Genomic DNA, 23,809 nt, shown 5'->3' with positions numbered 1-23,809 from the left:
TCGGTTCCTCTAGGATAGCAGTAGAGAAGCTAATTACCTATCGTTCGACCGATACTCCTTGTCCATGGGTTTCCCACTCCGGCTGTTCAAGAACTACAGTAGTCCACATGGCAAAACCGAAGCGTAGTTGGCTCGACGGGCCGGAGATTCCCTCGCAAATCGACGGCGACACCCCCGCCCGCTGGCCGGGTGAACACCTTGGACTACCACAAAAAGGCCCGGGAGCTTTGGGTAGTGTCCTGCGGCGCTCGTTCGGAGTCCTCATCGACTGGGGCATCTGCTTGGCCAGTGCAACGGTGATTCACATGTTTACCCCTGCGCTCGGCGGTGTGTCCACCGCGACCCTCATCCTCTTTTTCATCCTCGGCGTAATAAGCGTCTGGCTTTTCGCCCGCACTCCTGGGCAAGCAATCCTAGGGATGGGGGTAGCCCGCGTTGACGTGCGAACTGAAAAAGTGGGTTTTGTACGCGCCCTCGTCCGCACAGCGCTTACGTGCTTTATCTTCCCCGCAGTGCTTGTCGACGCCGACGGCCGCGGTATGCACGATCGCGCCACGGGAACCGCAGTAGTTTTTGGATAAATAAAAACTACTAAGCAAAGAAAAGGCTTGGACACTGTTTTAGTGTCCAAGCCTTATTGCGTAAAAAGATCCTCTTATTTGTTGCGATCTGCAGAACGACGAGCGCGACGATTCATTCCCGAGATCTTGCCGCCCTTAGGGATCGGACCTTTGGGAAGTCCTACGTTTGTCTGGATGTTATCCATGGACTCGATGCGGCTAGCGATTTCATACACATCGTTCTTCTTGTATTGGCGATCGAGCTTGAGCAAACTGGACTGCAGTTTTTTCAGTGGCACCTCGCCCTCGCCACTGCCCACAAACATCTCATGAATCGGAACACCAGGTGCTAGACGCGACAGGCGCTGACGCTGCTGATTGATCAGCGGACGCAGATGGTTCTTATTGCCCTCGCCTACAAGCACAATGCCGCAGACGCCGATAACGCGGTGAAGCACATCCATTTGCTTGGTCACGGCAATGCCGGTCTTGGTGCGCCATACAATGCCCACGCCCGAGCGTAGGTTCTCTAGCGCCCAACCTGCGGCGCCGGCCTGTCCCTCAGCCTTTTCGTAGACGCTATTTTGGAGCCTACGGGTGAAAATAAACATAGCAAGGAGCACGCCCAGCAAAAGACCAGTGGGAAGCGTAAACCACTGACCGTTCCACAACATTCCGATGAGGAAGAAAAGCAGGCCGAGGCCAAGGATCGATCCCACCATGATCGGCACCAGGGCTTTGTCCTGCTTGCGCTGGATGTTGAACGCCTGCCAGAGCTGAGACCAGTTCCGGCGGCGCTGGGCGCGCTTCGCCGCGCGCTGCTCCTTCTTCGCGGCCTTGTCGGCCTGCTTCTTCGCATCTGCCATGCGTACCAGCTTAGCGGGCAGCCCTGCACTATCTGCAATCAGACTCCAAGGCTTCCTCTATTACAGAAATATCTTTGGTGGGAATCTGCGGTGGCATACAAGGATGTCACCGCGTGGACGTGCATACTTTAAGTGAATGTAGAGAAAATGCGGAGAAAATATGTGGGCGATGAAATGGGAGTTTAGGGGCGAGGTCGGCCGATATACCAGTAAGGGCACCAGAAAATAGCGTCTGCTTCCAGTCCCCAGTCTTTGACTGCTAACCGTCGGATGTCTTTGCAAAGATTTCCTTCGCCGGAAACCCATACGTAGTCCGGCTTGTCGTGTGATTCTGACTGGAGATACTTCAGAACAGCATCTGCTTGTTCCGCGATTGGCCGGTAGAAAACCTCCACATGTTCGGCATGAGTGCGCAGCCATTCCACCGCGGAAGCCTCCACGTCGGCTTCGCTTTCCACTGTGATAACAAATCGTATGGACTGTAGCTGACCAGGGTGAAGGTCTGTCATGAACTCAGCAATGGCGAGTGCGGACGGAACAGACAAGGCATCTGCCACCACTAGTTGTCGGTCCCATCGTCGATCCCATAATCCCCGGGCGCTGAATATACCCACGGGGTCCCCAGGCCGGGCACACAACGCCCAGCGCAGGCCCGGCCCAACCTTGGTGTGAGTATGTGCGTCGGCGCTGTTAACGCTCTCACCCAGGGACTCCTGGGTGACTCCATGCGTGGCTATGTCGAAAGCCATGGTGCCTCGCTGCGCATCAAGATGGCGCACGGTGTACCAACGCAGTGCAGGGCGTTGGTCTTCATTAATGGCGTTGAGAGTTGAATGCAGGTTTGCGCGCTCCTGACGTGGGAGATTCTCTAACAGGGGAAAGAACTCGGACGTGGTGTTGAGATGCTCCGGTGGCATGACAAGCCCAAAAAACTCATCGGGTCCGGTCATGGTCATCGTCCAATCGTGAAAATCGGGGGAGGTGAGTTCAATGCGGCGCAGGTGTGGGGCAATCTCCGTCACGTCCACCACGCGTGCTTGGACCAAGTGATGGCCAGGTTCAGCTGGGGAATCCCTGAGCTCGTGATCGGCGAAGGCGGTGAGCGGTCTGGTCGTCATTAACACTCCTCAGTGTGAGTGGGGCCGGTGTTCTTGGCAGTTAGGATTTTGTCGGGGGAGTATGAGTAGGCGATGAGGTGCGAAGCTTTGTAAAGCTTACCTAAAATGTTGTAGGTTTGGCTTGCCTGAAAGGTCCATCGTAGATGGACCGTTTGAATCGACTTAAAGGTGCCCCATGACAACTGCACATCCCACACCACTTGCGTCTCGCAGTGTGCGCAACTACCGCGCTGTTGCGGTGACCGCTGCGATCGTCGTTACGCTTGCTCTCCTACTTACCGCGTGTTCCCGCAGTGACGAAGCCGCAAAGCCCGCCGCTGGCGGAGACACTAAAAACACAAGCGTTGCCGCCCTCGGACTAGGAGACGCAGACACGCTCCTTTCCCTGGGGATCACACCTGTTGCTGTCGCTCCGTGGGGAGCTCAGGGTGATGTGGACAAGAGTGGAGTGGTGTAGGGCCATGGTCCAAGGAACTCCTGGGAGACGCCACACCGGAACCCATTTACAACACGGCTCAGGGGTTCACCTCTCAGATCCTGGAAAAGTCACGGCTACCAATCCCGAGCAGATCATCGCCGTGAATCAGGCTGTGGATGCCCAAGCAAAGAAAGCGCTGGCAGCCATAGCGCCCACCACGACCCACTCAGAGCAGTTCACTGACTGGCAGGTGCCATGGGAGGATCAGGTAACCACGATCGCCCATGCCGTAGGAAAAGAAGCTGAGGGCCAAGAGCAGATCAAGAAGACCAAGAAAGCTTTTGAGGATTTCCAGGCACAGCACCCTGACCTCAAAGGCAAGCGGGCCGCTGTGATCATGCCTTATCAGGGCAAGATCGGCATCTACACCTCTGGCGACGGCCGCGGCCAGTTCTTAAAGAGCCTGGGCTTCCATATTCCCGCTGAGATCGAGGGCGACGGCAAGCAGTTCTACCGGGACCTCGCCCCAGAGAAGTACTCCGAGCTCAACAACGTCGATTACCTCTTTGTCCTGGATTACAAGGGTGCAGTGGACGCTCTGAAAAAGGACACCACATTTAACAACCTGGACGTGGTCAAGAGCGGCCGTGCACACTTCCTCCACGAAGACGTAGGCAACGCGATGAGCATGCCAAATCCGGTAACCATCCCGTGGGCTATACAGAAGTTCGCCGAATCGCTCTAATGCGCACGTCGCATAGAGCTTTGACAGTAGGAACGCTTGCACTCGTGATAGGCGCGGCGTTCCTCTCTGTCGTTGTTGGGTCCCGTTCCGTGCCCGTGGGGGACATTCTTGCGGTGCTGAGCCAAGGACCAGGAAGACTCTCGGATACCTCTGCGCTCCCGCTGTCTGCCCACCTCACCGAGGTATACGACGTGGTATGGAATTTGCGCATACCTCGCACGTTGTTGGCGTTGATTGTCGGGGCATCGCTGGCTATGGCTGGTGCCATCGCCCAGTCATGGACGGGTACCCCGTTGGCAGATCCGGGGATTATCGGAATCAACGCCGGAGCCGGCAGCGCTATTGCCATCGGATTGACATTGGGGGTGGGCGCGACCCTGACAGAACGCGGACTCTTAGGCCTAGTGGGCGCGGTGCTCACAGCAAGTGTGGTCATCCTGCTGTCTCGGCAGTCGCGCGACCCGCTCACCTTGGTTCTCGTCGGGATAGGCATCATGCTGGCGCTACAGGCCCTGACCAATCTCTTGTCCCTGTATTCTTCGCGCACTTTAGACGGCGCCAGGAGCTGGGCGGTGGGATCTACTGCGGGACGCGACATGGGCGACGTGACACTAGCGGGCATGGGGCTTCTCGTTGGCGCAGCATGCGCCGCATGGATCGCCCGCCTTTGGGTTTACTCTCCATGGGAGAGGAAAGTGCGGTGAGCTTAGGCCTATCCGTGAGATTCATCCGAGTGATCGCCGCTGCTTCAATCGTGATTCTTGCAGGAAAGGCCACTGCCGCAGTGGGCATGGTGGTATTTGTGGGGTTCGCGGCACCGCACATTGTCCGCCGTTTTACTGGCCCCACACTGACTCGGATGCTTGTGCCCTCCGCACTGATTGGTGCTCTGGGCGTGTTAAGTGCTGATATTCTGGGGCGATTCCTGCTACAACCAGGTGAGTTAGAGATGGCGATTGTCATTGCCGTGGTGGGGGCGCCTTTGATGGTGTGGTCGGTGAACACAACGAGGAGATCGGCAACGTCATGAGTCGTATCGTTGAACATTCTGCTTCCGTTGATCCCATGGCAGCAGCCGATCGCGCAGCTGCCTCTGCTTATCGACGCACCCATCGCGCGGTGCTGGTTACGGTTATCTTGTCCATCCTTGCAACAATGGCTTACTTCCTCCTACTGAGCTACGGCCCCGTTCAGCTCTCCCCACTGGAGGTGTTCGACGTCCTCACAGGCGGAGGCGATCAACGCGCTGTCGCGGTGGTATGGGAACTGCGCTTGCCGGAGGCTGTTGCCAGTGTGCTCATCGGTGCGGCGTTGGGAATGGCCGGGGCGTGGACGCAAACCATGGCTCGCAATCCATTGGCTTCTCCCGACATCCTGGGCGTGTCGGGAGGCGCAGCGGTGTGCGTGGTAGCAGGAACGGTCCTAACCCAGCCTGCTTTTGCCGCTTATATCCCAGGTTTCTGGTGGCGCGCGTTGCTGGCTCTCGTGGGGGCTGTGATCATCGTTGTGCTCCTCTTCCTCCTAGGCGGAGTAGGCACCGGAAACCGCGTGGTCCTTGTTGGCTTGGCGTTGTCGCTGCTATCCCAGTCTTTGGTGCACTACATGGTGGTGAAATCCGACTTGACCCGGGCTGCCGAAGCCCAAATGTGGCTTGCTGGCTCCACAGGGTTTATCAGGTCTGAAGCCCTGCCGCTCTTGCTGTTGGCTCTGCTTCCTTTTGTCGCGTTGGGGCTGTGTGCCAGCGCGATCTTCGCCTCCTTGCTCACGACGACGCGACGTCGCTAAGCCTCGGCGTCCACGTCACACGAATCCGCATGCTGTTACTGATCGCGGCTACTGGCGTGGTGGCCGTTGTGGTCTCCGTGGCTGGTCCCATCGGGTTTATCGCTCTTGTAGCCCCACAAATCGCCCGACTAGCTGCTCGGGCACCGACCCCGCAAGCCATTCCTTCTGCGGCCGCTGGCGTGGCCATGCTGACCTTATGCAACGTCCTGGCTGGACTTCTTCCGTTTACCGCACCCGTTGGCCTCGTCGCAGCAATACTCGGTGGGCCGATCTTGGTGTGGTTGGTGTGGAAGGAATCCCAAAAATTTCGTCGAGATTGACCGAGAAAGTGATCGCTGATATGTCCGCAACTCCTCCTAATCACAAACGCTGGTACACCTCGATCTCCGGACAGACAGACGGGCTGCGCGTGGAGGCCCGAGGCTTGCAGATCGGGTACGCGTCCGGTGAATTTGTCGTCGACGGACTAGACCTCACCGCAGAACCGGGCACAGTAACAACCCTGTTGGTGCCGAATGGCTGCGGTAAATCTACTGTGTTGAAGTCGCTGAGCCGCGTGCTCACCCCACAGGGGGGAACCGTGACAGTCGGCGGACACAATGTGCATCGCCTGCCTCCACGCGAGGTTGCGCGGATGATCGGGATGCTGCCGCAGTCGCCGCTGTGCCCCCAAGGGCTTACCGTTGGTGAACTCGTGGCGCGCGGCCGGCATCCGCACCAACGTCGCTGGATGCGACAATCGGAGAAGGATCGTCAGGCCATCGGCCAGGCTTTAGAGCACACCAACACTGCTGCGTTAGTGGATTGCGACGTGTCCGAGCTCTCAGGCGGCCAGCGCCAGCGGGTCTGGATGGCTATGGTTGTGGCACAAGAAACCCCGGTGGTGCTTCTGGATGAGCCCACCACATACTTAGACCCAGCTCACGCCATCGACATACTGAAGCTGGCCAAAGACCTGGCTTCTCAAGGTAAAACGGTCATCATGGTTCTGCATGACCTCATGTTGGCTGGAACGTATAGCGACCGGCTGGTGCTGCTCAAGTCGGGTGAGATCGTAGGGCAGGGCAGCGCCACAGAAGTGCTTACCCAAGAAAACTTGCTCAATGCTACGGCCTGCGCGCCGAAGTATGGGAAGACCCACGGGGACAAGCACCCGTTATCGTGCCACGCGGAACGATAAACCTGAACGAATAGCGCACTAGCTTATCGACGCCACAGGCTTGCCCACGCCATGGCTTGCCCATGCCACAGGCCGCGCAGATAGACCGGTTCGCGGTTACACCCGCGCACGGTGCCTCATGACGCAGAAAAAGAACTGCTCCCCACTATCGGACTGAAAAATCAGAATCCAGATAGTGGGGAGCAATTCAATTTTTCGTTACCGGGAAGAAACGACCGGCGTCTCCTGCGAGGGGCCGTATTTGTCTAGAAGCGTGGAAGCCTCTTGAGCTGTGGTTCCCGCAGACGTCTGCGCCAGGTGCGCAAGGTTTTCTGGGAGTGTTTCCCCACGGGCGGCAAGAGCTTCGGAATAGAGCTTGCCGGCTCGGTAGGAGGAGCGAACGAGCGGCCCGGACATGATTGCCCCGAACCCTAGCTCACGCGCAAAATCAGCGTGTTCGATGAATTCCTCTGGCTTTACCCAGCGCTCGATGGGATGGTACATCGGGCCAGGTCGCAGGTATTGGGTAATGGTGATGATGTCACAGCCGGCAGAATGCAGGTCTGTGAGGGCCTCTCGAATTTCTTCGACCGTTTCGCCCATGCCAAGAATCAGGTTGGATTTGGTCACTAGACCAAAGTCGTGCGCTTGACGGATGACGTCCAGGGAACGCTCATACCGGAACGCGGGGCGGATACGCTTGAAGATGCGGGGGACAGTCTCCAAGTTATGCGCAAACACTTCGGGGCGAGCCTCAAAGACTTCTTGTAAAAGATCAGGTTTGCCCGAGAAATCTGGGGTGAGATTCTCCACGCCTGTGTGCGGGTTGAGTTCGTGGATCTTGCGGACCACCTCGGCGTAGAGCCAAGCGCCCTCATCCTCTAGGTCATCGCGGGTCACTCCCGTGATGGTGGAGTAGTTCAGCTTCATTTCACGCACAGATTCAGCCACTCGACGCGGCTCATCGCGGTCGAGGGGTTCCGGCTTTGCGGAGTTAATCTGGCAGAAATCACAGCGACGCGAGCAATTGGCGCCACCGATCAGGAAGGTTGCCTCACGAGACTCCCAACACTCATGGATGTTGGGACAACCGGCCTCCTGGCACACGGTGTGCAGGCTGGCCCCGGACACTTTTTTCTTCATGTCCTGGTATTCGGGGCCAGTTTTTACCGCAGTGCGGATCCAACGTGGTTTGCTCTCGATGGGGGTCTGCGAGTTGCGGGCCTCAACTCGGAGCATTCTGCGTCCTTCGGGTGCTGTAGTCACCCTATGCACACTACTCGTGCTGCAGGTGCACGTCGAAAAGCACTCACACAATGGGGGTTAAACAGGGAAAATGGCGCGGGGGTGAGGCGATACATTTTTAATGTGTGTCGTTGTGCACAGTCCTGGGAAGTCCCTTGGTGGGATCTGGCGCAGAAGCAAACGTGTGGTCTGCGACGATCAGCTTTCCAGAGAATGCATCCAGTAGCGCCTGGATAAGCGGTTGCGTTATGGATTCGACTGTGATGTCTTCCCCCAGTTCCTGGGAAAGGGTGGTCACCCCGGCATCGGAGATACCGCAGGGGATGATGTGCTGATAGTACTCAAGGGTGTTAGAGCAATTAAGCGCTAAACCATGCATCGTCACGCCGCGGGTGATCCGGATGCCCAAAGCGGCTATCTTACGGTGATTGGCATCGCACGCGTCGGGGACCCACACTCCGGAGCGTCCGTCGATACGCCCGGCCTGGCTAATGCCGCGTTGGCGTACAACCTGGATGAGAGCCTCCTCGACGCGACGCACATAATCGACGACGTCGATGGGGTCTGCGAGTTTCAAGATCGGGTATATCACCAGCTGGCCAGGGCCATGCCAGGTAATACGACCGCCTCGATCGACATCAATAACAGGCAGCCCGTTGGTGGGGCGATCCTCCGGCTGAGTCCGCTTTCCTGCGGTGTAAACGCTGGGGTGCTCCAGAACTAAAAGTACGTCGCCAACCTCATCGGCCGCGCGTTGCTTGGCCAGAGCAGCTTGGTAGTCCCATGCCTCTTGATAATCCATCACGCCGAGATGGCGGATCTCTACGGGCTGTGTAGATGCACGGATGGATTGGTCGGCGGGGAAGAATGGGTCACGAGGCGCAGTCATGGTACTGAGGATACGCCTGAGGCGCTGCGGCTAGAAAATGCGTGAACTCTTAGCGCATTTGCGTTGACGTTAGGGCAATCGTTCAGGGTAAAAGCCATGAGTATTACACCAGATCGGGATATTTATCCCATGCCAATGTTTGTCACCCTTGCCGTTCAAGATTTTCAACGGAGTGAAGCCTTTTTCCACGCTGCCGGTTTTATTACTCTGGCCACCGTCCCAGGCCCGCAGGGTAACCCGGTGCTTGTCCATTTACGCAGGCTAAGGAACCAAGATGTGTTGTTGGTCGTGCAAGAAAACACGGAACCTATGACACACGGCGTCGCACCTGCAACCGTTCAGGTTTCCTTTTCCGCTCATGGAGAAGACCTTGATGAGCTGGCCTTGCGCTTAGAAGCTGCTGCCAGCGGGTGCGCTGAGGCGGAAAAGCCCCACGATACCTTGTGGTTTAGCAGGGATCTTGCCGTTACAGACCCAGACGGCCACCGGATTATTTTTACCCAACAAAGAGAAGAAGACGTGGCAGCAGCCACGCGTTGGACAGAAACTTTCTCGTAGAACTCGGACAAGACAAGCAGTGCCGCCATGGTGTGGCGCAATCCATGGCGGCACTGCTGTGAGCGTGGAACTTACAAAGAGGTATTTAGACCCCGTTAGCTTCCGCGTATTCGGCGGCGGTGAGAAGCTTTCCGACGGACTCAACTTCTACCTCAAAGAGCCAGCCGTCACCGAAAGGATCGTTATTGATAATGGAGTAATCGTCGTGGACTGCGTCGTTGACGGCGGTTACTGTCCCCGTGACAGGGGAGTACAGGTCGGAGACGCTCTTGGTGGACTCGACCTCGCCACACGTTTCACCGGCCTCTACGGAGTCGCCAACCTGGGGCAGCTCGGCAAAGACGACTTCGCCCAAGCGGTCAGCTGCCACCGAGGTGATGCCCACTTTGACAGTCGTCCCGGCAGCGGAATCAGCAGCTGCATCGATCCATTCGTGGTCTTCGGAATAGGAGAAGTTCTCAGGAAGAGACATAGGTTTGGTTCTACCTTTCTAGAATGCGAAACGACTCGTGTAGATCATTGTGGAGTCTATCGGTTTAGTCTTTCTGGCGGGAGTAAAACGGCAAAGAAACTACCGTGAAGGGATATTTTTTCCCTCTGATATCTGCGGTGAGTTCTGTGCCAACCTCACTGAGGTCTTTTTCCACATACGCCAGCGCGATGGGATGCCCCAGTGTTGGCGAGGGCTGCCCGGAGGTCACGGTTCCTACGACATTTCCGTCGGCGTCGAGAATATCTGCGCCGTGTCGTGCTGCACGACGTTCCGTGGAAGACAGGCCAACGAGCACTTTTGTATGAGTACTAGGAGCACTTAAGGCCTCTTTACCAACAAAGTCGCCTTCTTTTTTCTTACTCACAAGCATGCCTAGCCCCGCATCCATGGGGGTCAGCTCCCGGGAGAGCTCGTTTCCATAAAGCGGCATTCCGGCTTCAAGACGCAGCGAGTCCCTAGACGCAAGTCCGCATGGTACAAGCGAGTAGCGCTCATCCTGACCAGCTTGATAAATCGCATCCCACAATGCAGGCGCCTTATCGTTGGAGATATAGAGCTCGAATCCGTCTTCGCCTGTGTATCCGGTCCGGGCCAGGAGCACAGAAAAGCCAGCTATAACAGCGTTGCCGCATGCGTAGTAGCGCATGGTGGAAATTAGACGTGCGGTATCTGCATCCGCGTCTGCGTCGACAAGCGAAAGAAGCAGCGCCTGAGCATTGGGCCCCTGAACTGCGATGAGGGCTGTTTCTGCCGACTCATCCGTGACGGTGACCTGGAATCCCGCAGCCCGTGCGTGGAGCTCTTCCGCCACTACAGCTGCGTTTCCAGCATTGGGAACAACCAAAAATTCATCGTCAGCCAAGCGATACGTAATGAGGTCATCAATGATGCCGCCATCCTCGGAAACAATCATTGAGTATTTCGCTTTATTAACGGCGATGGCAGAAAGCTGGGAGATCAGTGCGTAATCAAGGAAATCCCCAGATTGTGGGCCACTCACCCGAATCTCTCCCATGTGGGACAGATCAAAGAGCCCACATGCTTTACGCACTGCATGGTGTTCTTCAAGCTCGGAACCATACTTCAGCGGCATATCCCAATCGCCAAAGGGCGTAAAAGCAGCCCCTAAGTCCTGGTGACGGCTATGCAGGGGTGAGGTACGGAGTTCGGAAGCCATATGCGTTAGGTCCTTTCATCGAAAAATATGTGAGCAAGCTACTGGCTTACGTGGCGCGAACACGAAAAGTCGACATCACGCCACGTAAACGTGAAGCGAGTCTAGTCCTCGCGAAATTAAAAGCCTCAGGTAGCGGGCAGGAACATGCGAAGTTCCTATCGCCATAAGCCTCATCGAGACGACGAACGGATGGGAAATACTTGTTGACTCGCAGCGAGGCCACCGGATAGGCAGCCTGAGTACGGCTAAACAAGTAGTCCCAGTTATCTCTAGCGATGGAGTAAGAGGTGAACGGTGCATGATGCAGCACGGATTCTTCATACTCGATAGCGCCGTCAGCAATTTGCTGAATCTCTGCGCGAATAGCAAGCAACGCCTCAATAAAGCGGTCGAGCTCGCCCTTGTCTTCAGACTCAGTGGGTTCCACCATCAACGTTCCCGCGACGGGGAAGGACAACGTGGGCGCGTGGAAGCCATAATCCATCAAGCGCTTAGCCACGTCTGCAGCCGTGACCCCTGTGTGATCAGTAATCGGGCGCAGATCAAGGATGCACTCATGAGCCACCAAGTCATTGTCACCGGTGTAAAGGATAGGGAACGCATCCTGTAACGACCTCGCCAGGTAGTTTGCCCCAAGAATCGCCGAGGCAGTGGCCTCACGCAGCCCTGTGCCGCCCATCATCGCAATATAAGACCACGAAATCGGGAGCACGCCGGCCGATCCATACTGCGCGGAAACCATGGGAACCCCTGTGCGGGTAGGACACGGAATTGCAGCGTCTGACTCCAGCGGATCCGTGGGCAAGAAAGGCACAAGGTGCTCTGCTACGGCCACTGGGCCGACACCCGGGCCGCCGCCCCCGTGGGGAATCGTGAAGGTCTTGTGCAAGTTGAGGTGGCTAACGTCACCTCCGAACTTTCCTGGCTGAGCTACGCCGGCTAGCGCATTGAGATTTGCTCCATCGATGTAGACCTGACCACCTGCTGCGTGAACCTTCTCGCACACGGCAGTCACTGTGTCTTCAAAAACACCATGTGTGGATGGATAAGTGATCATGATGCCGGCCACGTGTCCCTCATGCTTGGCGAGCTTTGCATCGAGATCATCGACATCAATGGACCCATCCGTGGCCGTAGCCACAACAGCTACCCGAAGATTAGCCAGAGTCGCCGACGCCGCGTTTGTCCCATGGGCCGACTGCGGAATCAGAATGATATCGCGTTGATTATCGCCACGAGATTGGTGGTAGCGACGAATCGCCAACAAACCAGCCAGCTCTCCCTGGGATCCGGCATTGGGCTGAACCGACACCCGGGCATAGCCGGTGATATCCGCAAGCCATCCCTCAAGCTCATCAATCAATGCTCGCCAGCCTCGGGTCTGAGAATCTGGGGCAAAGGGGTGAATATTTGCAAACTCCGGCCACGTGATGGGCTCCATGCCCGTGGTCGGGTTGAGCTTCATTGTGCATGAGCCCAGCGGAATCATCGAGCGATCGAGAGCAAGATCCTTGTCCGACAAAGCGCGAAGATAACGCAGCATCTGCGGCTCCGAATGCACAGAACTAAAGATCGGATGAGTAATAGGCTCGTCGCTGCGTACTGCCCATTCTGGGAAGTCGCTATAGGCCTCCTCTGTAACGCTCGCACCAAAAGCAGCGGTGAGCTTGTCGACGTCTTCCGCAGTCGCCGACTCACCAAAAGCAACGCTCACCAGATCGGCTCCGATGGGGCGCACCAAGTAGCCAGATTCCGCCAGCGCATCGGTAATCTCTTGAGCCCGCCCCGGAACACGAACCGTGACAGTATCAAAGAAGTCTTTATGCACGACCTCTAACGCAGGCTCGTTTTCTAACGCCGCAGCAAATGTGGAGGCATGGCCATGGACACGGCGAGCGATGGCCTTGAGCCCCTCAGGGCCATGCCAGACTGCGTACATCGACGCACACACAGCTAGCAGGGCCTGAGCGGTACAAATGTTACTGGTGGCGCGCTCCCGGCGGATATGCTGCTCCCTGGTCTGCAAGGCCAACCTATAAGCCGGATGCCCCTCAGCGTCCACAGAGACACCGACAATTCGACCCGGCAGCTGCCGCTTGAACTTGTCAGATACCGCCATAAAAGCGGCGTGTGGGCCACCAAAGAACAACGGGACACCAAAACGCTGGGAAGAACCCACAGCGATATCTGCATCCATCGCGCCGGGGGACTCCAGGAGAGTGAGAGCGAGGAGATCCGTGGACACAGCGGCCAGTCCACCACGCGCATGAATATCAGCGATGATGGGGCGAATATCAGCGATATCGCCTTCCGTACCCGGATACGCGATGACCACGCCTACCAGACTGTCTCCGACTAGCCCCGACGTGACATCGGCGATTTCAACCTCCACGTCGATGGCACGTGCGCGCTCGGCTGCAACAGAGAGCACCTGGGGATGCAGGCGGGCGTCGAGAAGCACTCTGTGGCCCTTCTTATTGGTGCGCGCCATTAATCCAACGGCCTCGGCAACTGCGGTGGCCTCGTCGAGCAGCGACGCATTGGCTACAGGAAGCCCCGTGAGCTCACTGACCAAAGTTTGGAAGTTAAGCAGTGCCTCCAGACGGCCCTGTGAAATCTCGGGCTGATAAGGGGTATAAGCGGTGTACCACGCGGGGTTTTCTACGACATTTCGCCGGATCACTGATGGCGTGAGGGTGTCATAAAAACCCTGTCCAAAGAATGATTTGAGAACCACATTCTGATCTGCGTACTTGCGCAGCTTGGCCAGGGCTTCTTCCTCCGACAGTGGGTGCGTGGGTTCAGGAAGATCGTGGGACCTAATCCCGGCGGGAACTGCCGCGTCTAACAGCTCCTCGAGGGAGGCGTATCCGACGCGTTTGAGCATCGCCGCCCTCTCAGTTTCGTTGGGGCCGACGTGTCGGCTCACGTAGCTTGCAGAGGGCGAGGATATCGTCATAGTCTTCAACTTCTCCTTGGGTGAAGGATGGCTAGTGATGTTCGCCATTATATGGATGAAACAGTGGCTTTGGATACGCATTGAGAAAGAGAATGCATAAAAACTCTGTGAAATTAATCGGCCGCTAGCCGTGAGGTGGGAGAATCAAAGTCGAAGGCATTAACCATGGATCTCGCTACCAGTCCGCTCTGATTGTCGTTTTTGAGAACGCTAGGCCTTATGCGTCCAGAAAACTGCAGGTTGTCATTTCTAGCGTTCTCAAAAACGAGAATTGTGCTCGCAGGGATCAAAGAAAGGCGGCAGCCCGACTCTCTTCTTCCAGGGGAGTCGGGCTGCCGCCTGAACACCAACGGAACCGCTAGTCGCGGAACCGCAGGTGCTTTAGAACGTTGTCCTAGAGGTTGAGGTCGTCCTGGAACTTAGCCTTTTCCAAACGATCCTTAATCGTTGCGGTGAAGCGACCTGCATCAGCACCGTCTACGATCTGGTGGTCATAAGAGAACGGGATGTAGCACATCTGGCGAATCGCGATGGCGTCCGAACCGTTTTCAGTGATCACTACGGGGCGCTTCTGGATTGCAGCAGTGCCCAAGATACCGACCTGTGGCGGAACCAAGATCGGGGTGTCAGCCAAAGCGCCCTCGGAGCCAATGTTGGTCACGGTGAAGGTTGCACCGGAGAGGTCATTTGGCTTCAGCTTATTGTTGCGGGCACGATCAGCCAGATCAGCAATAGCCTGAGCGATCTCTGGCAGCGTAAGCTCCTGAGCCTTGTGAATCACAGGAGTAAGCAGGCCGCGCTCGGTATCCACTGCGATCGCCACATTGACGTCGGAGTGGTAGGTGATCTCCTTGGTTGCAGCGTTGTAGGACGCATTCACGTTCGGGTGTAGGACCAGAGCCTCAACCACTGCCTTAACAAAGAACGGCAGGTAGGTCAGGTTAGCACCATACTTTTCGATGAACGCCGGCTTACTTTCCTTGCGCAGCGTTGCAACGTTGGTCATATCGACCTCTTGAAGGTGAGTGAGCTGTGCAGAAATCTGCAGTGCCTCAACCATCTTCTTGGCCGTAATCTCGCGGATGCGGTTGACCTTCTTGGTGGTACCAATGAGCTCTGCCTTTGCAGAATCAACGCTCTTGGTAGACCAGTTAGCGCGAGGATCCTTAGCCGCGGCAGCAGGAGCTGCCGCTGGAGCTGGCTCAGATCCTTGGCCGGCTGCGGCGAGGACATCCTGCTTACGGATGCGACCGCCAACACCAGTTCCTTCGATTGCATTGAGGTCAACGCCGTGCTTGTCTGCAAGCTTGCGAACCAACGGAGTCACGTAAGGAACATTCTGGTTATTGACTGGCTTTGCAGCCTCCTTAGCAGGTGCTTCCTCTTGCTTAGGCTCTTCCTTGGCAGGCGCTGCCTCTGCCTTGGGGGCTTCTTCCTTAGGCTCTTCCTTGGCGGGTTCTGCCTTGGTTTCTGGTTCGGAGCCTGGTTCGCCGATGCGGACGATGACCTCGCCGACGTCAACGGTGTCGTCTTCGTTGAAGAGGACTTCTAGGATGGTGCCTGCAACGGGGGAAGGGACCTCGGTGTCTACCTTGTCGGTGGAAACCTCGAGCAACGGCTCGTCAACGTCGACGGTGTCGCCGACAGACTTGAGCCATTGGGTGATTGTTCCTTCGGTGACGGATTCGCCGAGTTCTGGCATGACCACGTCGGTGGAGGAACCGGAGCTCTTGGGTGCTTCCTTGGCTGGTTCTTCTTCCTTTGGCTCTTCCTTCTTCTCATCGGAATTGCCAGCTGCAGGAGCCTCGCCTTCCTCACCGATGATAGCGATAACCTCGCCGACATCAACGGTGTCGTCTTCGTCGAAGCGAGCCTCCAACAGAACGCCCGCAACTGGGGAAGGAACCTCGGTGTCAACCTTGTCAGTGGAAACCTCGAGCAACGGCTCGTCAACGTCGACGGTGTCGCCGACAGACTTGAGCCACTGAGTAATTGTTCCCTCAGTGACGGATTCGCCCAGCTCAGGCATTTCAACGGAGTGCGCCATAGTGTTTAGACTCCTCGAAAGTCGTGTAGATCAAAAAGCTAATACCTAACGAGCGTACCGCCTAACCCAAACAGATGTGATGTTAAGGGGGGATTCTCTGTAGATTTTGCCCCTACAATGAACTTCTGTGTTCAATTTTTTCGGACGAAAGACCCCCAGATCTAACATCAAACCGCCCCGAGGGCCGGGCGACACTGTTCGTGAAAAAGACTTGCTCTACCTCAAACAATGGAGCGAGTCGCGCGCAGTGGTTGAGGGTTTTGTGGAGCCTGAGACCATTGTCAACGAGATGTCGATGGTGCTTGTGGACATTACGGGCGATTTCACGCGACGTAGGATTGGCGGCCCTAAAGGCATCGACGTCGTAGCAAAAGAACTGGGAATTCCCGTGTATGACGTGGAAGAAACTGGGTACCCGCAGCGCATGCGGGAAAAAATTGAGCGTGACAGGATTTTGCGTAAACGCGAAGAACAACGACTCCGGCGTGCGCAGTTTGAAAAAGACAACGACACCAACTCTTAGCCGTTTATAGCGTGTCGACGCCCCTCTTGAACCCAAGAATCGAATATTCAAGGGAAGAAAAAACCGATGACGGCCAGGCGACTGCCTCGACCATCAGCGGAATATGCGAGCTACTTTTCCTCAGAAATTTCTGCAAGAGCCGCTAGGAAGGTGCGCACCGGCACACCTGTTGCACGCTTCGGGGTGTAGCCATACACCCCTGCGCTGTTGTATGCCGGGCCAGCAATGTCTACGTGGGCCCAGTTGATACCTTCTGCAACAAAATGGCTGAGGTACCATCCTGCGGCTAGCATGCCGCCAGAGCGTGACTTGGTGATGTTGCGAATATCCGCAACAGGGGACTTGATTGCTTCGCCGAGCTCTTCCGGAAGCGGCATAGCCCAGGCCTGCTCGCCGACGGAGCGACCGATTTCTGCGATGCGGTCACGGAAAGCGTCAGAGCCCATGACACCAGCCGTGCGGTCGCCAAGGGCCACGAGCTGTGCGCCGGTGAGTGTTGCAGTATCGATCAGGTAGTCGGGCTTATCCTCGCATGCCCGCGCGATGGCGTCGGAAAGCACAAGACGGCCCTCTGCATCGGTGTTGAGGATCTCCGAGGTAATTCCGCCGTAATGGGTGATAACGTCGCCTGGTCGATAAGCATCCCCGCTGGGCATATTTTCTGCGAGTGGGATCGTCGCTGTGATCTTCACCTTGAGGTCCAGGCGGGCTGCGCCGATGACGGTTGCCACGACTGCAGCGGAACCGCCCATGTCGGAGATCATGTCATCCATGCCAGCACCAGGCTTGAGCGAAATTCCACCGGTGTCAAAGGTAATTCCCTTTCCGACCAGCGCAACGCTCTTCTTGGCTTTCTTGGGATCCCAGGTTAGCCGCACAAGGCGTGGCTTGCGTGCAGAACCGTTGCCGACCGCAAGGATGCCGCCGAAGCCCAATTTTTCGAGTTTCTTTTCATCGAGGATCTCCACGTCGATGCCGTGGCCTTCTGCTTCCTTCTTGATGATCTCAGCGTAGGACTCGGGGTAGAGGTGAGAGGACGGTGCGTTGACCAAATCACGGGCGAACATGACGGATTCTGCCGTGATCTGCGCGGCCTGGAATTCCACCTTGGCGGTTTTCTTATCGCCCAGGGACAAGAAGGTGACCTTGCCTACCGGCTTCTTGGCTGCGACAGCTTCCGCGGACTTAGAACGGATGCCCTTGTAGTCATAAGCTCCCAGTGCAAAGCCCTCTACTGCTGCGCGCAGACCAAAAGTGCCGAGGGTGGTTGCTACGGAGTCCACTCCGACCAAGGAACGAGCCGCGGTGCCAGCGGCACGACGCAGAGCCTCGTCGTCGAGCTTGTCGTTGTCGCCTAGGCCTACGCCGACGATGAAGTCCACTTCAATGCCTTCGATAGAAGGAACTCGGTGGATTTCTCCCGCCTTACCGGTTGCACCAACAGCGCTAAAGAGCTCCCAGATTGCCACCTCTAGGTCGTCATCAAAAAGCCCAGTCGCAGCAAACTCCAAACCGTCCTCGCCGGCGAAGAGCGCAACTACAAGGGCAGTGGTGTCGTCGGGAAGCTTCTTTGCGAGCGCAAGTTCTGTCGCAGAGCCACGGGACGCAAGTGAAAACTGAGTGCTCAAAGTTTAGTACCTCCAAAAGTTGGTAACGAGGCCTTTAAGACCGCGTGGAAAACGTTATTTATCAGACTATCCAATTGAGCAGAGCAATGTGGGGTGTACCTTTGGGTCATGACGTCTCTCAACTTCAGCATCCATAAAACCGAATCTCCGACTTCCGCCGAAGAACTTGCGGATATCCTTGCTAACCCAGGTTTTGGTAAGCGCTTCACTGATCACATGGTGACCATTGACTGGGACGCAGAGCAGGGGTGGCATGACGCACAGGTTGTTCCTTATGCGCCACTTACTCTTGATCCTGCCACCAGCGTCTTGCACTACGGTCAGGCGATTTTTGAGGGCATTAAAGCGTACCGTCATGCCGATGGCACGATTAAGACCTTCAGGCCGGAGGCCAATGCTGCTCGATTCCAGCGTTCCGCAGAGCGCATGGCCATGCCGGAACTCCCCACGGAGGTGTTTGTTGAGTCGCTGCGTCAGCTCGTAGACATTGATCGTGACTGGGTGCCAGTAGCTGGGGGCGAGGAAGCTTTGTACCTGCGGCCGTTTATGATCGCTACTGAGGCGACACTCGGAGTGCATCCTTCGAGCTCCTACCGCTACGTGGTGATTGCGTCGCCAGCCGGCGCGTATTTTTCGGGTGGCATCAAACCGGTATCGGTGTGGCTCTCCGAGGACTATGTTCGTGCTTGCCCCGGCGGTACGGGCGCTGCAAAGTTCGCGGGCAACTATGCGGCATCTCTGGTAGCTCAAGCTCAGGCCGCAGATAAGGGCTGCGACCAAGTGGTGTGGCTGGATGCTCACGAGCACCGTTACATCGAAGAAATGGGCGGAATGAACCTCTTCTTTGTCATGGGTGAGGAATCCGCTCCTCACATCGTTACCCCTCAGCTCTCTGGCTCGCTCTTGCCGGGAATCACGCGTGATTCCCTCCTGCAGATCGCTCGCGACCTGGGGTACACCACAGAAGAGCGTCTTATCTCTACGGAAGAATGGCAGGAGACGGCCACAAACGGCTCCATGCGAGAGGCGTTTGCTTGCGGCACTGCTGCGGTGATCACCCCCGTGGGATTTGTTAAGTCAAACCACGGTGACTTTGAAGTCAACCACAATGTCGCTGGCGATATCACTATGAAGCTGCGCGACATACTCACAGGAATCCAGCGTGGCACGGTAGCCGATCCCCATGAATGGATGCACACACTGATATAGGTCCGGGGACGTTTGGGCCATAAGTCGGTGCAGAGAAGAGCTTCGGCTTATGGCTTATGCATTCCCGCTGAAGAAATCCGGGGAAAAGGGGAGCACTTAGATAACGCATACCCCGATAGCTAAGAAAACCGCCGATGCTGCTGTACAAGAATGCATAATAAAGCCGGTGGTGTCTCCGTTCATCCCATCAAAACGCCGGCTGCAATGCCTGATCTCTATCACGGCAACACCGATGCTGAGTAGGAGGGCGATGATGACGACTACAGCTATGACGGGGCTTCCGACGAACAGCGGGATGGACACGGACACTGCAGAAATAATGCTGAACCATATCGCGATTGTGGCCGTAGGGACTGTACCGATCATCATGGCGCCAAATCCAGTCGGTTGCATCGGGTTTAAAGAGGAATGCGCACCAAAGATTGCGCATAGTCTGCCGATCATCGGTGCAAAGAAAATCATCCACCAATAGCCTCGTTCGATGAGGGCGTCAAAGCTCGCGATTTGAAGCGTCAACGAGATAAAAGCAGCGCCCATTCCGATAAGCCCGGTGGTCGGGTCCGCAATAATTTCCCTCGCTCGCTCAGGGGGCGCGTAGCTGCCTAGCGCATCGGCTACGTCTGCGAGTCCATCAAGGTGCATGAATCGTGTGAAAAGTTCCCAGAAACAAACAATCACAACTGCGATTAAAAAGGGCGTGATGTGGAAGTGAACGCCTAGTCCCGCCAACGTAGTGCCAAGAGCCCCGAGCAAAATACCGATAAGGGGGACTGAGGCCAACACCCGTCCACCAGTGATGCGGTCAAAGGCTGTGGCTCCCTGAACCGGCAGAATGGTGAGCCAGCTTAAGGCAGTGAGCGGGCCCTCGATAATCGCAGGACGATGTTCGCCTTCCACAAATCCGACTTTGCCCGACATTGTGAGAAACCAACTTTCTGTGTGAAGGGTGCACACTGAATACTTAGGCTGGCAGGAACCAATTACCACAGGCCTCAAAGGGCTTTGAGCAGTGTATTAACCCATACGGTTGGTGGGAACAGCGTCTGCCCCGAAGACCCCAGCGCTATCAAAATTAGCCATGTCATTCATAATGTCTGCGCTGATGCGAAGCAGCGGGAAAGCCGCAGCAGCTCCGGAACCTTCTCCTAGTCGCAGGCCCAAGGTCAGTAGTGGCTCAAGCCCTAAATAGTTAAGCGCAAAGCGGTGGGCAGGTTCTGCTGAAAGGTGCCCTGCCTGCATCCATTTTCTGGCACCGGGAGCAAGCTGCTCCGCAAGCATGGCTGCGGCGGTGACCACGACGCCGTCGAGAAGCACGGGCGTGCGGCGTACAGCAGCCTGCGCGATGAAGGCACCCATAGCGACCAACTCAGGCGAAGTAACCTTTTGCATCATGAGCAGCGGGGTATAGCGCAAATCGCGGGCACGGAACATTGCATCGCGGACGGCAGAGACTTTTCGCTTCCAGCCCTCATCATCAACGCCTGAGCCGCGGCCCGTGACCACCACCGGTTCTTGATTAGCCAACAATCCGATGATCACGGCAGAGGGTGTGGTATTGCCAATGCCGAGGTCTCCTGCCATGAGGACGTCCGCGCCGGAATCGACTTCCTGATCTGCGATGCGCTTTCCTATCTCAATGGCGCGTACCAGCTGATCCTGCGTCATCGCGTCCTCCCGGTCAATAGACCCGCAAGAACGCGACACCCTTTCATCGTCCCAAACATCGTGGTTTAAAGAAATATCGGCAACGCGTACGCTAATGCCGGAAGAATGTGCCACTGCGTTGATCCCGGCACCACCATTGCGGATATTTTCCGCCATTTGGATTGATACCTCGATGGGATAGGGGGAGACATTATTGGTAGCGATGCCGTGGTCGCCAGCAAAGACCACCATGCGAGGGCGCACGATTTTTTTAGGAGGAACCTGCCCCTGGCAGGCGCTGAGCCATACCCCAAGATCCTCCAAGCGTGACAGCGAACCCGTTGGTTTAGTGAGCGTGAGCTGGAAAGCTCGTGCCTGATCCGCTACCTCGGAACTCGGGGCATCGATCTTGGGAAAGAAATCGGATGGCTGCATGTTGTTGCACTCCCATGTGTTTGGCTATCGCGATGTAGTACGTAACGTCAAAGAACGCTTTTTAACTGTAATGGTTGTCCGGCTATAACAAGGAACACTCGATCGCAGACATCCGCAATCATGTGATTAAGCCTGCCTATCTCATCCCGGAATAACCTGGCTGAATGATGCTCGGGGATAATGCCCATTCCCACCTCAGGAGTGACAAGAACCACGTCGCGGTCGGTGGGGAAGACTCGGAGCAAATCTGCCAGACGCACTGATTCCAAAGTGGTGCTGCCAGCAGGGGAATCCCAGGCATTTTTAGTATCAATGAGATGGGTAAGCCATGTGCCGAGGTCGTCGACAAGCAAAGAATGCTCTGTGTGTTGCCGCAGATATGCGGGGGAGAGAACCTCACAGAGGTCTGCGCGATCCTCTGTGACCCAGTGTGGTGGGCGGCGTTGCACGTGCTGGGAAATCCGGCGTTGGAAATCCGCATCAAAGTTGTCATCACCGTAGGGGCGGGCCGTTGCCACATAACGGCAAGAGCCCGCCCCCACAAGTGCCTCCGCAAAAGCAGACTTGCCGGAACGGGCCCCTCCCAAAACCAAACTACGCACGGAATTACGCTACCGTGTCACCGATGCTGACCTGTGGTTTTGGTGTGCGCCAGCGTCGTGGCTGGGTTACACGGCCGTATGCGTAGGCGCCGATACCAAAGCCTGTTTCAGAGGTATCAGGGAAGCGTTCGCGCACCGCTCGGGCTGTTTTTCTACCGAGCACGATGGCCTCGATGGCAAAGGAAGCGATGAAGATGAGCGCTACAAAGGACATTGCGCTAGCAAATGCCGGTACCCATCGTCCGATAAAGAGAATGACAAGAAGAATCAGGGCAAGGGGCATAACAAAGTTGCCGATGTAGCGCTTGGAGTCTACGAGATCGCGGACATAACGACGCTCTTCGCCGCGGTCGCGCTGTAGGAGGTAGCGCTCATCGCCACGATCCATGGCAGCTTGAGCTTCTCGACGTCGCTGCTTGCCTTCGTCCGCGCGCTCCCGTTTATAAGCCTTCCACTCCTCCTTGGTCATGGAAGCTTTGAGCTCCTTGCGCTTCTTGCGCGATTCTCCGTAGCCTTCGCGAGCACCAAAACGAGCCTCGAAGGTTCCCGGATGTGCCTGAGACTGCTTGCGAGAAGGAGTAGCGTGGCCTTTTTTAGGTGTATAAGCCTTGGAACGATTCGCGGCATCGCCGAGACCTGAATTATGAGAAGTCGAAGAGGCCGAAGAAGCCGCTGTAGCTGCCGATGAGGAGGTACCAGTACTGGCAGAATCTTGAGAGGAGTCTTTGTTCCAAGGTAATTTCACGGTTACTAGGCTACAAGGTATCGCCATAAAAGTGGAACGCGGAAGTAACCATTGTGTGTAGGGTGCCTATAAGAGGTTAAAAACGCCAGGTAGAGCGATATATCACGGGCCTTGTATGATCTGCATATCATGCGTGGGGAGATCCCGGAGATGTCTTGGGAAGTCCTTGGTTCCACGAGTGCTTAAAGCTTTGGAATAAAATATGGCGATGTGTAGTTCTTTTATAGGAGCCAGCAGAGTCGTGGCGGAGATAAACTCCATGTCGGATTTTGCCGGACTCAATCGCTGAAAATAGAGGGTATAGTTGTCGGCTATAGCTTCTTGTAGAAGATGACAGCCGTACTTGTTGTAAGTAAGGGAACCTGTTGTGGGTTCTGTCAGGGTGCGCAGCGTCTACCACATGGGGTGGACTGCCGCATGGTGCGGACACTGCACACATCTACACGAACACGAAAGAATGAAACCGAGTAACCGCAGCGGCGGAGAACTCGAATAAGGAGACATGATGACTGCACCTACAACCTCCAACACAGGCGTTATCCTCAGCGCAGCCGCAGCTGCCAAAGCCAAGGCGCTCCTTGAGCAGGAGGGACGCACCGATTTGTCTCTGCGTATTGCAGTGCAACCCGGTGGCTGTGCAGGCTTGCGCTATCAGCTGTACTTCGACGACCGGGACCTCGATGGCGATAAGGTCGACGTTATCGATGGCGTCCGTCTTGTTGTAGACAAGATGTCGGTTCCCTACCTCGCCGGGGCAACCATTGATTTTGCGGACACGATTGAGTCGCAGGGCTTTACCATTGACAACCCCAACGCAGACGGCTCCTGCGCTTGTGGAGACTCATTCAACTGATTTTTGGCATAATACCCCTTTTAGTGGGAGATAATGCCGGTTATAAAAAATCCTCCTAACGGTGATGCATTCACGATTAGGAGGATTTTTGCTTTTCCTAGCTACGTTTGTCTGAGCCGCAAAAGACCAAGAAAAGGGAGAAAGTCCCAGG

The 23,809-nt window shown here is 56.2% G+C and carries 18 protein-coding genes and 4 pseudogenes; 9 read left to right on the top strand and 13 right to left on the bottom strand.

The features are described from left to right. The first annotated feature begins 107 nt into the window (after nt 1-107). A complete protein-coding gene (locus CBE74_RS20850; RefSeq protein ID WP_046096131.1) occupies nt 108-581 on the top strand; it encodes an RDD family protein in 474 nt (157 codons plus the stop codon). Between the two features lie 74 nt (nt 582-655). Here CBE74_RS20850 and CBE74_RS20845 read toward each other — a convergent pair whose 3' ends face one another. Beyond that, the gene (locus tag CBE74_RS20845; RefSeq protein ID WP_054468374.1) at nt 656-1,426 is read right to left on the bottom strand and encodes a DUF4191 domain-containing protein; all 771 of its coding nucleotides are present in this window, start codon (nt 1,424-1,426) and stop codon (nt 656-658) included. 182 nt (nt 1,427-1,608) lie between these two features. Further along, nucleotides 1,609-2,544, bottom strand: coding sequence for a siderophore-interacting protein (locus CBE74_RS20840; protein ID WP_087454309.1), 936 nt, complete (start codon nt 2,542-2,544; stop codon nt 1,609-1,611). A gap of 175 nt (nt 2,545-2,719) precedes the next feature. On the opposite strand from CBE74_RS20840, the pseudogene CBE74_RS20835 reads away from it, so the two are divergent. The 4 pseudogenes from CBE74_RS20835 (at nt 2,720) to CBE74_RS20820 (ending at nt 6,686) form a co-directional block, all read left to right on the top strand. Beyond that, nucleotides 2,720-3,707, top strand: a pseudogene (locus tag CBE74_RS20835) (ABC transporter substrate-binding protein). Then, nucleotides 3,707-4,737, top strand: a pseudogene (locus CBE74_RS20830) (FecCD family ABC transporter permease). Before CBE74_RS20835 ends, CBE74_RS20830 begins: the two co-directional pseudogenes overlap by 1 nt. Next, a pseudogene (locus tag CBE74_RS20825) lies at nt 4,698-5,812 on the top strand (FecCD family ABC transporter permease). The pseudogenes CBE74_RS20830 and CBE74_RS20825 overlap by 40 nt, the downstream one beginning before the upstream one ends. Next, nucleotides 5,770-6,686 (top strand): annotated as a pseudogene (locus tag CBE74_RS20820) (ABC transporter ATP-binding protein). The pseudogenes CBE74_RS20825 and CBE74_RS20820 overlap by 43 nt, the downstream one beginning before the upstream one ends. Before the next feature lie 184 nt (nt 6,687-6,870). Here CBE74_RS20820 and lipA read toward each other — a convergent pair. Together lipA and lipB are read right to left on the bottom strand one after the other, a co-directional pair. Next, nucleotides 6,871-7,917, bottom strand: coding sequence for a lipoyl synthase (lipA, locus tag CBE74_RS20815; RefSeq protein WP_087454308.1), 1,047 nt, complete (start codon nt 7,915-7,917; stop codon nt 6,871-6,873). A gap of 97 nt (nt 7,918-8,014) precedes the next feature. Then, nucleotides 8,015-8,785, bottom strand: a complete 771-nt coding sequence (gene lipB, locus CBE74_RS20810; RefSeq protein WP_087454307.1) for a lipoyl(octanoyl) transferase LipB — start codon at nt 8,783-8,785, stop codon at nt 8,015-8,017. Nucleotides 8,786-8,881: 96 nt separating this feature from the next. Between lipB and CBE74_RS20805 the strand changes: the two genes are divergently transcribed. Continuing rightward, the gene (locus CBE74_RS20805) at nt 8,882-9,343 is read left to right on the top strand and encodes a VOC family protein (protein ID WP_087454306.1); all 462 of its coding nucleotides are present in this window, start codon (nt 8,882-8,884) and stop codon (nt 9,341-9,343) included. Between the two features lie 85 nt (nt 9,344-9,428). Here the strand turns inward: CBE74_RS20805 and gcvH are convergent, their stop codons facing one another. The 4 genes from gcvH to sucB form a co-directional block, all read right to left on the bottom strand. Beyond that, nucleotides 9,429-9,815: a glycine cleavage system protein GcvH gene (gene gcvH / locus CBE74_RS20800; RefSeq protein WP_014526035.1), complete on the bottom strand. Its 387-nt coding sequence runs from the start codon at nt 9,813-9,815 to the stop codon at nt 9,429-9,431. Nucleotides 9,816-9,879: 64 nt separating this feature from the next. Then, nucleotides 9,880-11,013 carry a glycine cleavage system aminomethyltransferase GcvT gene (gcvT, locus tag CBE74_RS20795; protein WP_087454305.1) on the bottom strand — a complete coding sequence of 378 codons (1,134 nt, stop codon included), beginning with the start codon at nt 11,011-11,013 and terminating at the stop codon, nt 9,880-9,882. Between the two features lie 46 nt (nt 11,014-11,059). After that, nucleotides 11,060-13,972: an aminomethyl-transferring glycine dehydrogenase gene (gene gcvP / locus CBE74_RS20790; protein WP_225871122.1), complete on the bottom strand. Its 2,913-nt coding sequence runs from the start codon at nt 13,970-13,972 to the stop codon at nt 11,060-11,062. Nucleotides 13,973-14,366: 394 nt separating this feature from the next. Next, entirely contained in the window at nt 14,367-16,019 is a 1,653-nt protein-coding gene (sucB, locus tag CBE74_RS20785) for a 2-oxoglutarate dehydrogenase, E2 component, dihydrolipoamide succinyltransferase (protein WP_087454304.1), read from the bottom strand. A gap of 127 nt (nt 16,020-16,146) precedes the next feature. On the opposite strand from sucB, the gene CBE74_RS20780 reads away from it, so the two are divergent. Continuing rightward, on the top strand, nt 16,147-16,542 hold the full coding sequence (locus CBE74_RS20780; RefSeq protein ID WP_087454303.1) for an oxidoreductase: 396 nt from the start codon (nt 16,147-16,149) through the stop codon (nt 16,540-16,542). 110 nt (nt 16,543-16,652) lie between these two features. Here the strand turns inward: CBE74_RS20780 and CBE74_RS20775 are convergent, their stop codons facing one another. Further along, nucleotides 16,653-18,170 carry a leucyl aminopeptidase gene (locus CBE74_RS20775; protein WP_087454302.1) on the bottom strand — a complete coding sequence of 506 codons (1,518 nt, stop codon included), beginning with the start codon at nt 18,168-18,170 and terminating at the stop codon, nt 16,653-16,655. Nucleotides 18,171-18,278: 108 nt separating this feature from the next. Between CBE74_RS20775 and CBE74_RS20770 the strand changes: the two genes are divergently transcribed. After that, complete coding sequence (locus tag CBE74_RS20770) at nt 18,279-19,379, top strand: branched-chain amino acid aminotransferase (protein WP_134315963.1); 1,101 nt, start codon at nt 18,279-18,281, stop codon at nt 19,377-19,379. Between the two features lie 96 nt (nt 19,380-19,475). On the opposite strand, the gene CBE74_RS20765 is transcribed toward CBE74_RS20770, so the two are convergent. From CBE74_RS20765 to CBE74_RS20750, 4 genes are all read right to left on the bottom strand, one after another. Further along, nucleotides 19,476-20,297 carry an adenosylcobinamide-GDP ribazoletransferase gene (locus CBE74_RS20765; protein WP_087454301.1) on the bottom strand — a complete coding sequence of 274 codons (822 nt, stop codon included), beginning with the start codon at nt 20,295-20,297 and terminating at the stop codon, nt 19,476-19,478. A 96-nt stretch (nt 20,298-20,393) separates the two neighbouring features. Continuing rightward, nucleotides 20,394-21,458: a nicotinate-nucleotide--dimethylbenzimidazole phosphoribosyltransferase gene (cobT, locus tag CBE74_RS20760; RefSeq protein ID WP_087454300.1), complete on the bottom strand. Its 1,065-nt coding sequence runs from the start codon at nt 21,456-21,458 to the stop codon at nt 20,394-20,396. 47 nt (nt 21,459-21,505) lie between these two features. Then, on the bottom strand, nt 21,506-22,060 hold the full coding sequence (locus tag CBE74_RS20755) for a bifunctional adenosylcobinamide kinase/adenosylcobinamide-phosphate guanylyltransferase (RefSeq protein WP_087454299.1): 555 nt from the start codon (nt 22,058-22,060) through the stop codon (nt 21,506-21,508). Nucleotides 22,061-22,064: 4 nt separating this feature from the next. Next, complete coding sequence (locus CBE74_RS20750) at nt 22,065-22,805, bottom strand: DUF3043 domain-containing protein (RefSeq protein WP_087454298.1); 741 nt, start codon at nt 22,803-22,805, stop codon at nt 22,065-22,067. Nucleotides 22,806-23,310: 505 nt separating this feature from the next. On the opposite strand from CBE74_RS20750, the gene CBE74_RS20745 reads away from it, so the two are divergent. Then, nucleotides 23,311-23,658, top strand: a complete 348-nt coding sequence (locus CBE74_RS20745) for a HesB/IscA family protein (protein ID WP_087454297.1) — start codon at nt 23,311-23,313, stop codon at nt 23,656-23,658. Nucleotides 23,659-23,809 lie beyond the last annotated feature (151 nt).

Source organism: Corynebacterium silvaticum, assembly GCF_002162115.2.
GTDB classification, from domain to species: domain Bacteria; phylum Actinomycetota; class Actinomycetes; order Mycobacteriales; family Mycobacteriaceae; genus Corynebacterium; species Corynebacterium silvaticum.
Note: the sequence above shows the minus strand (reverse complement) of the source record. Positions and strands in the feature narration are given on the sequence as shown.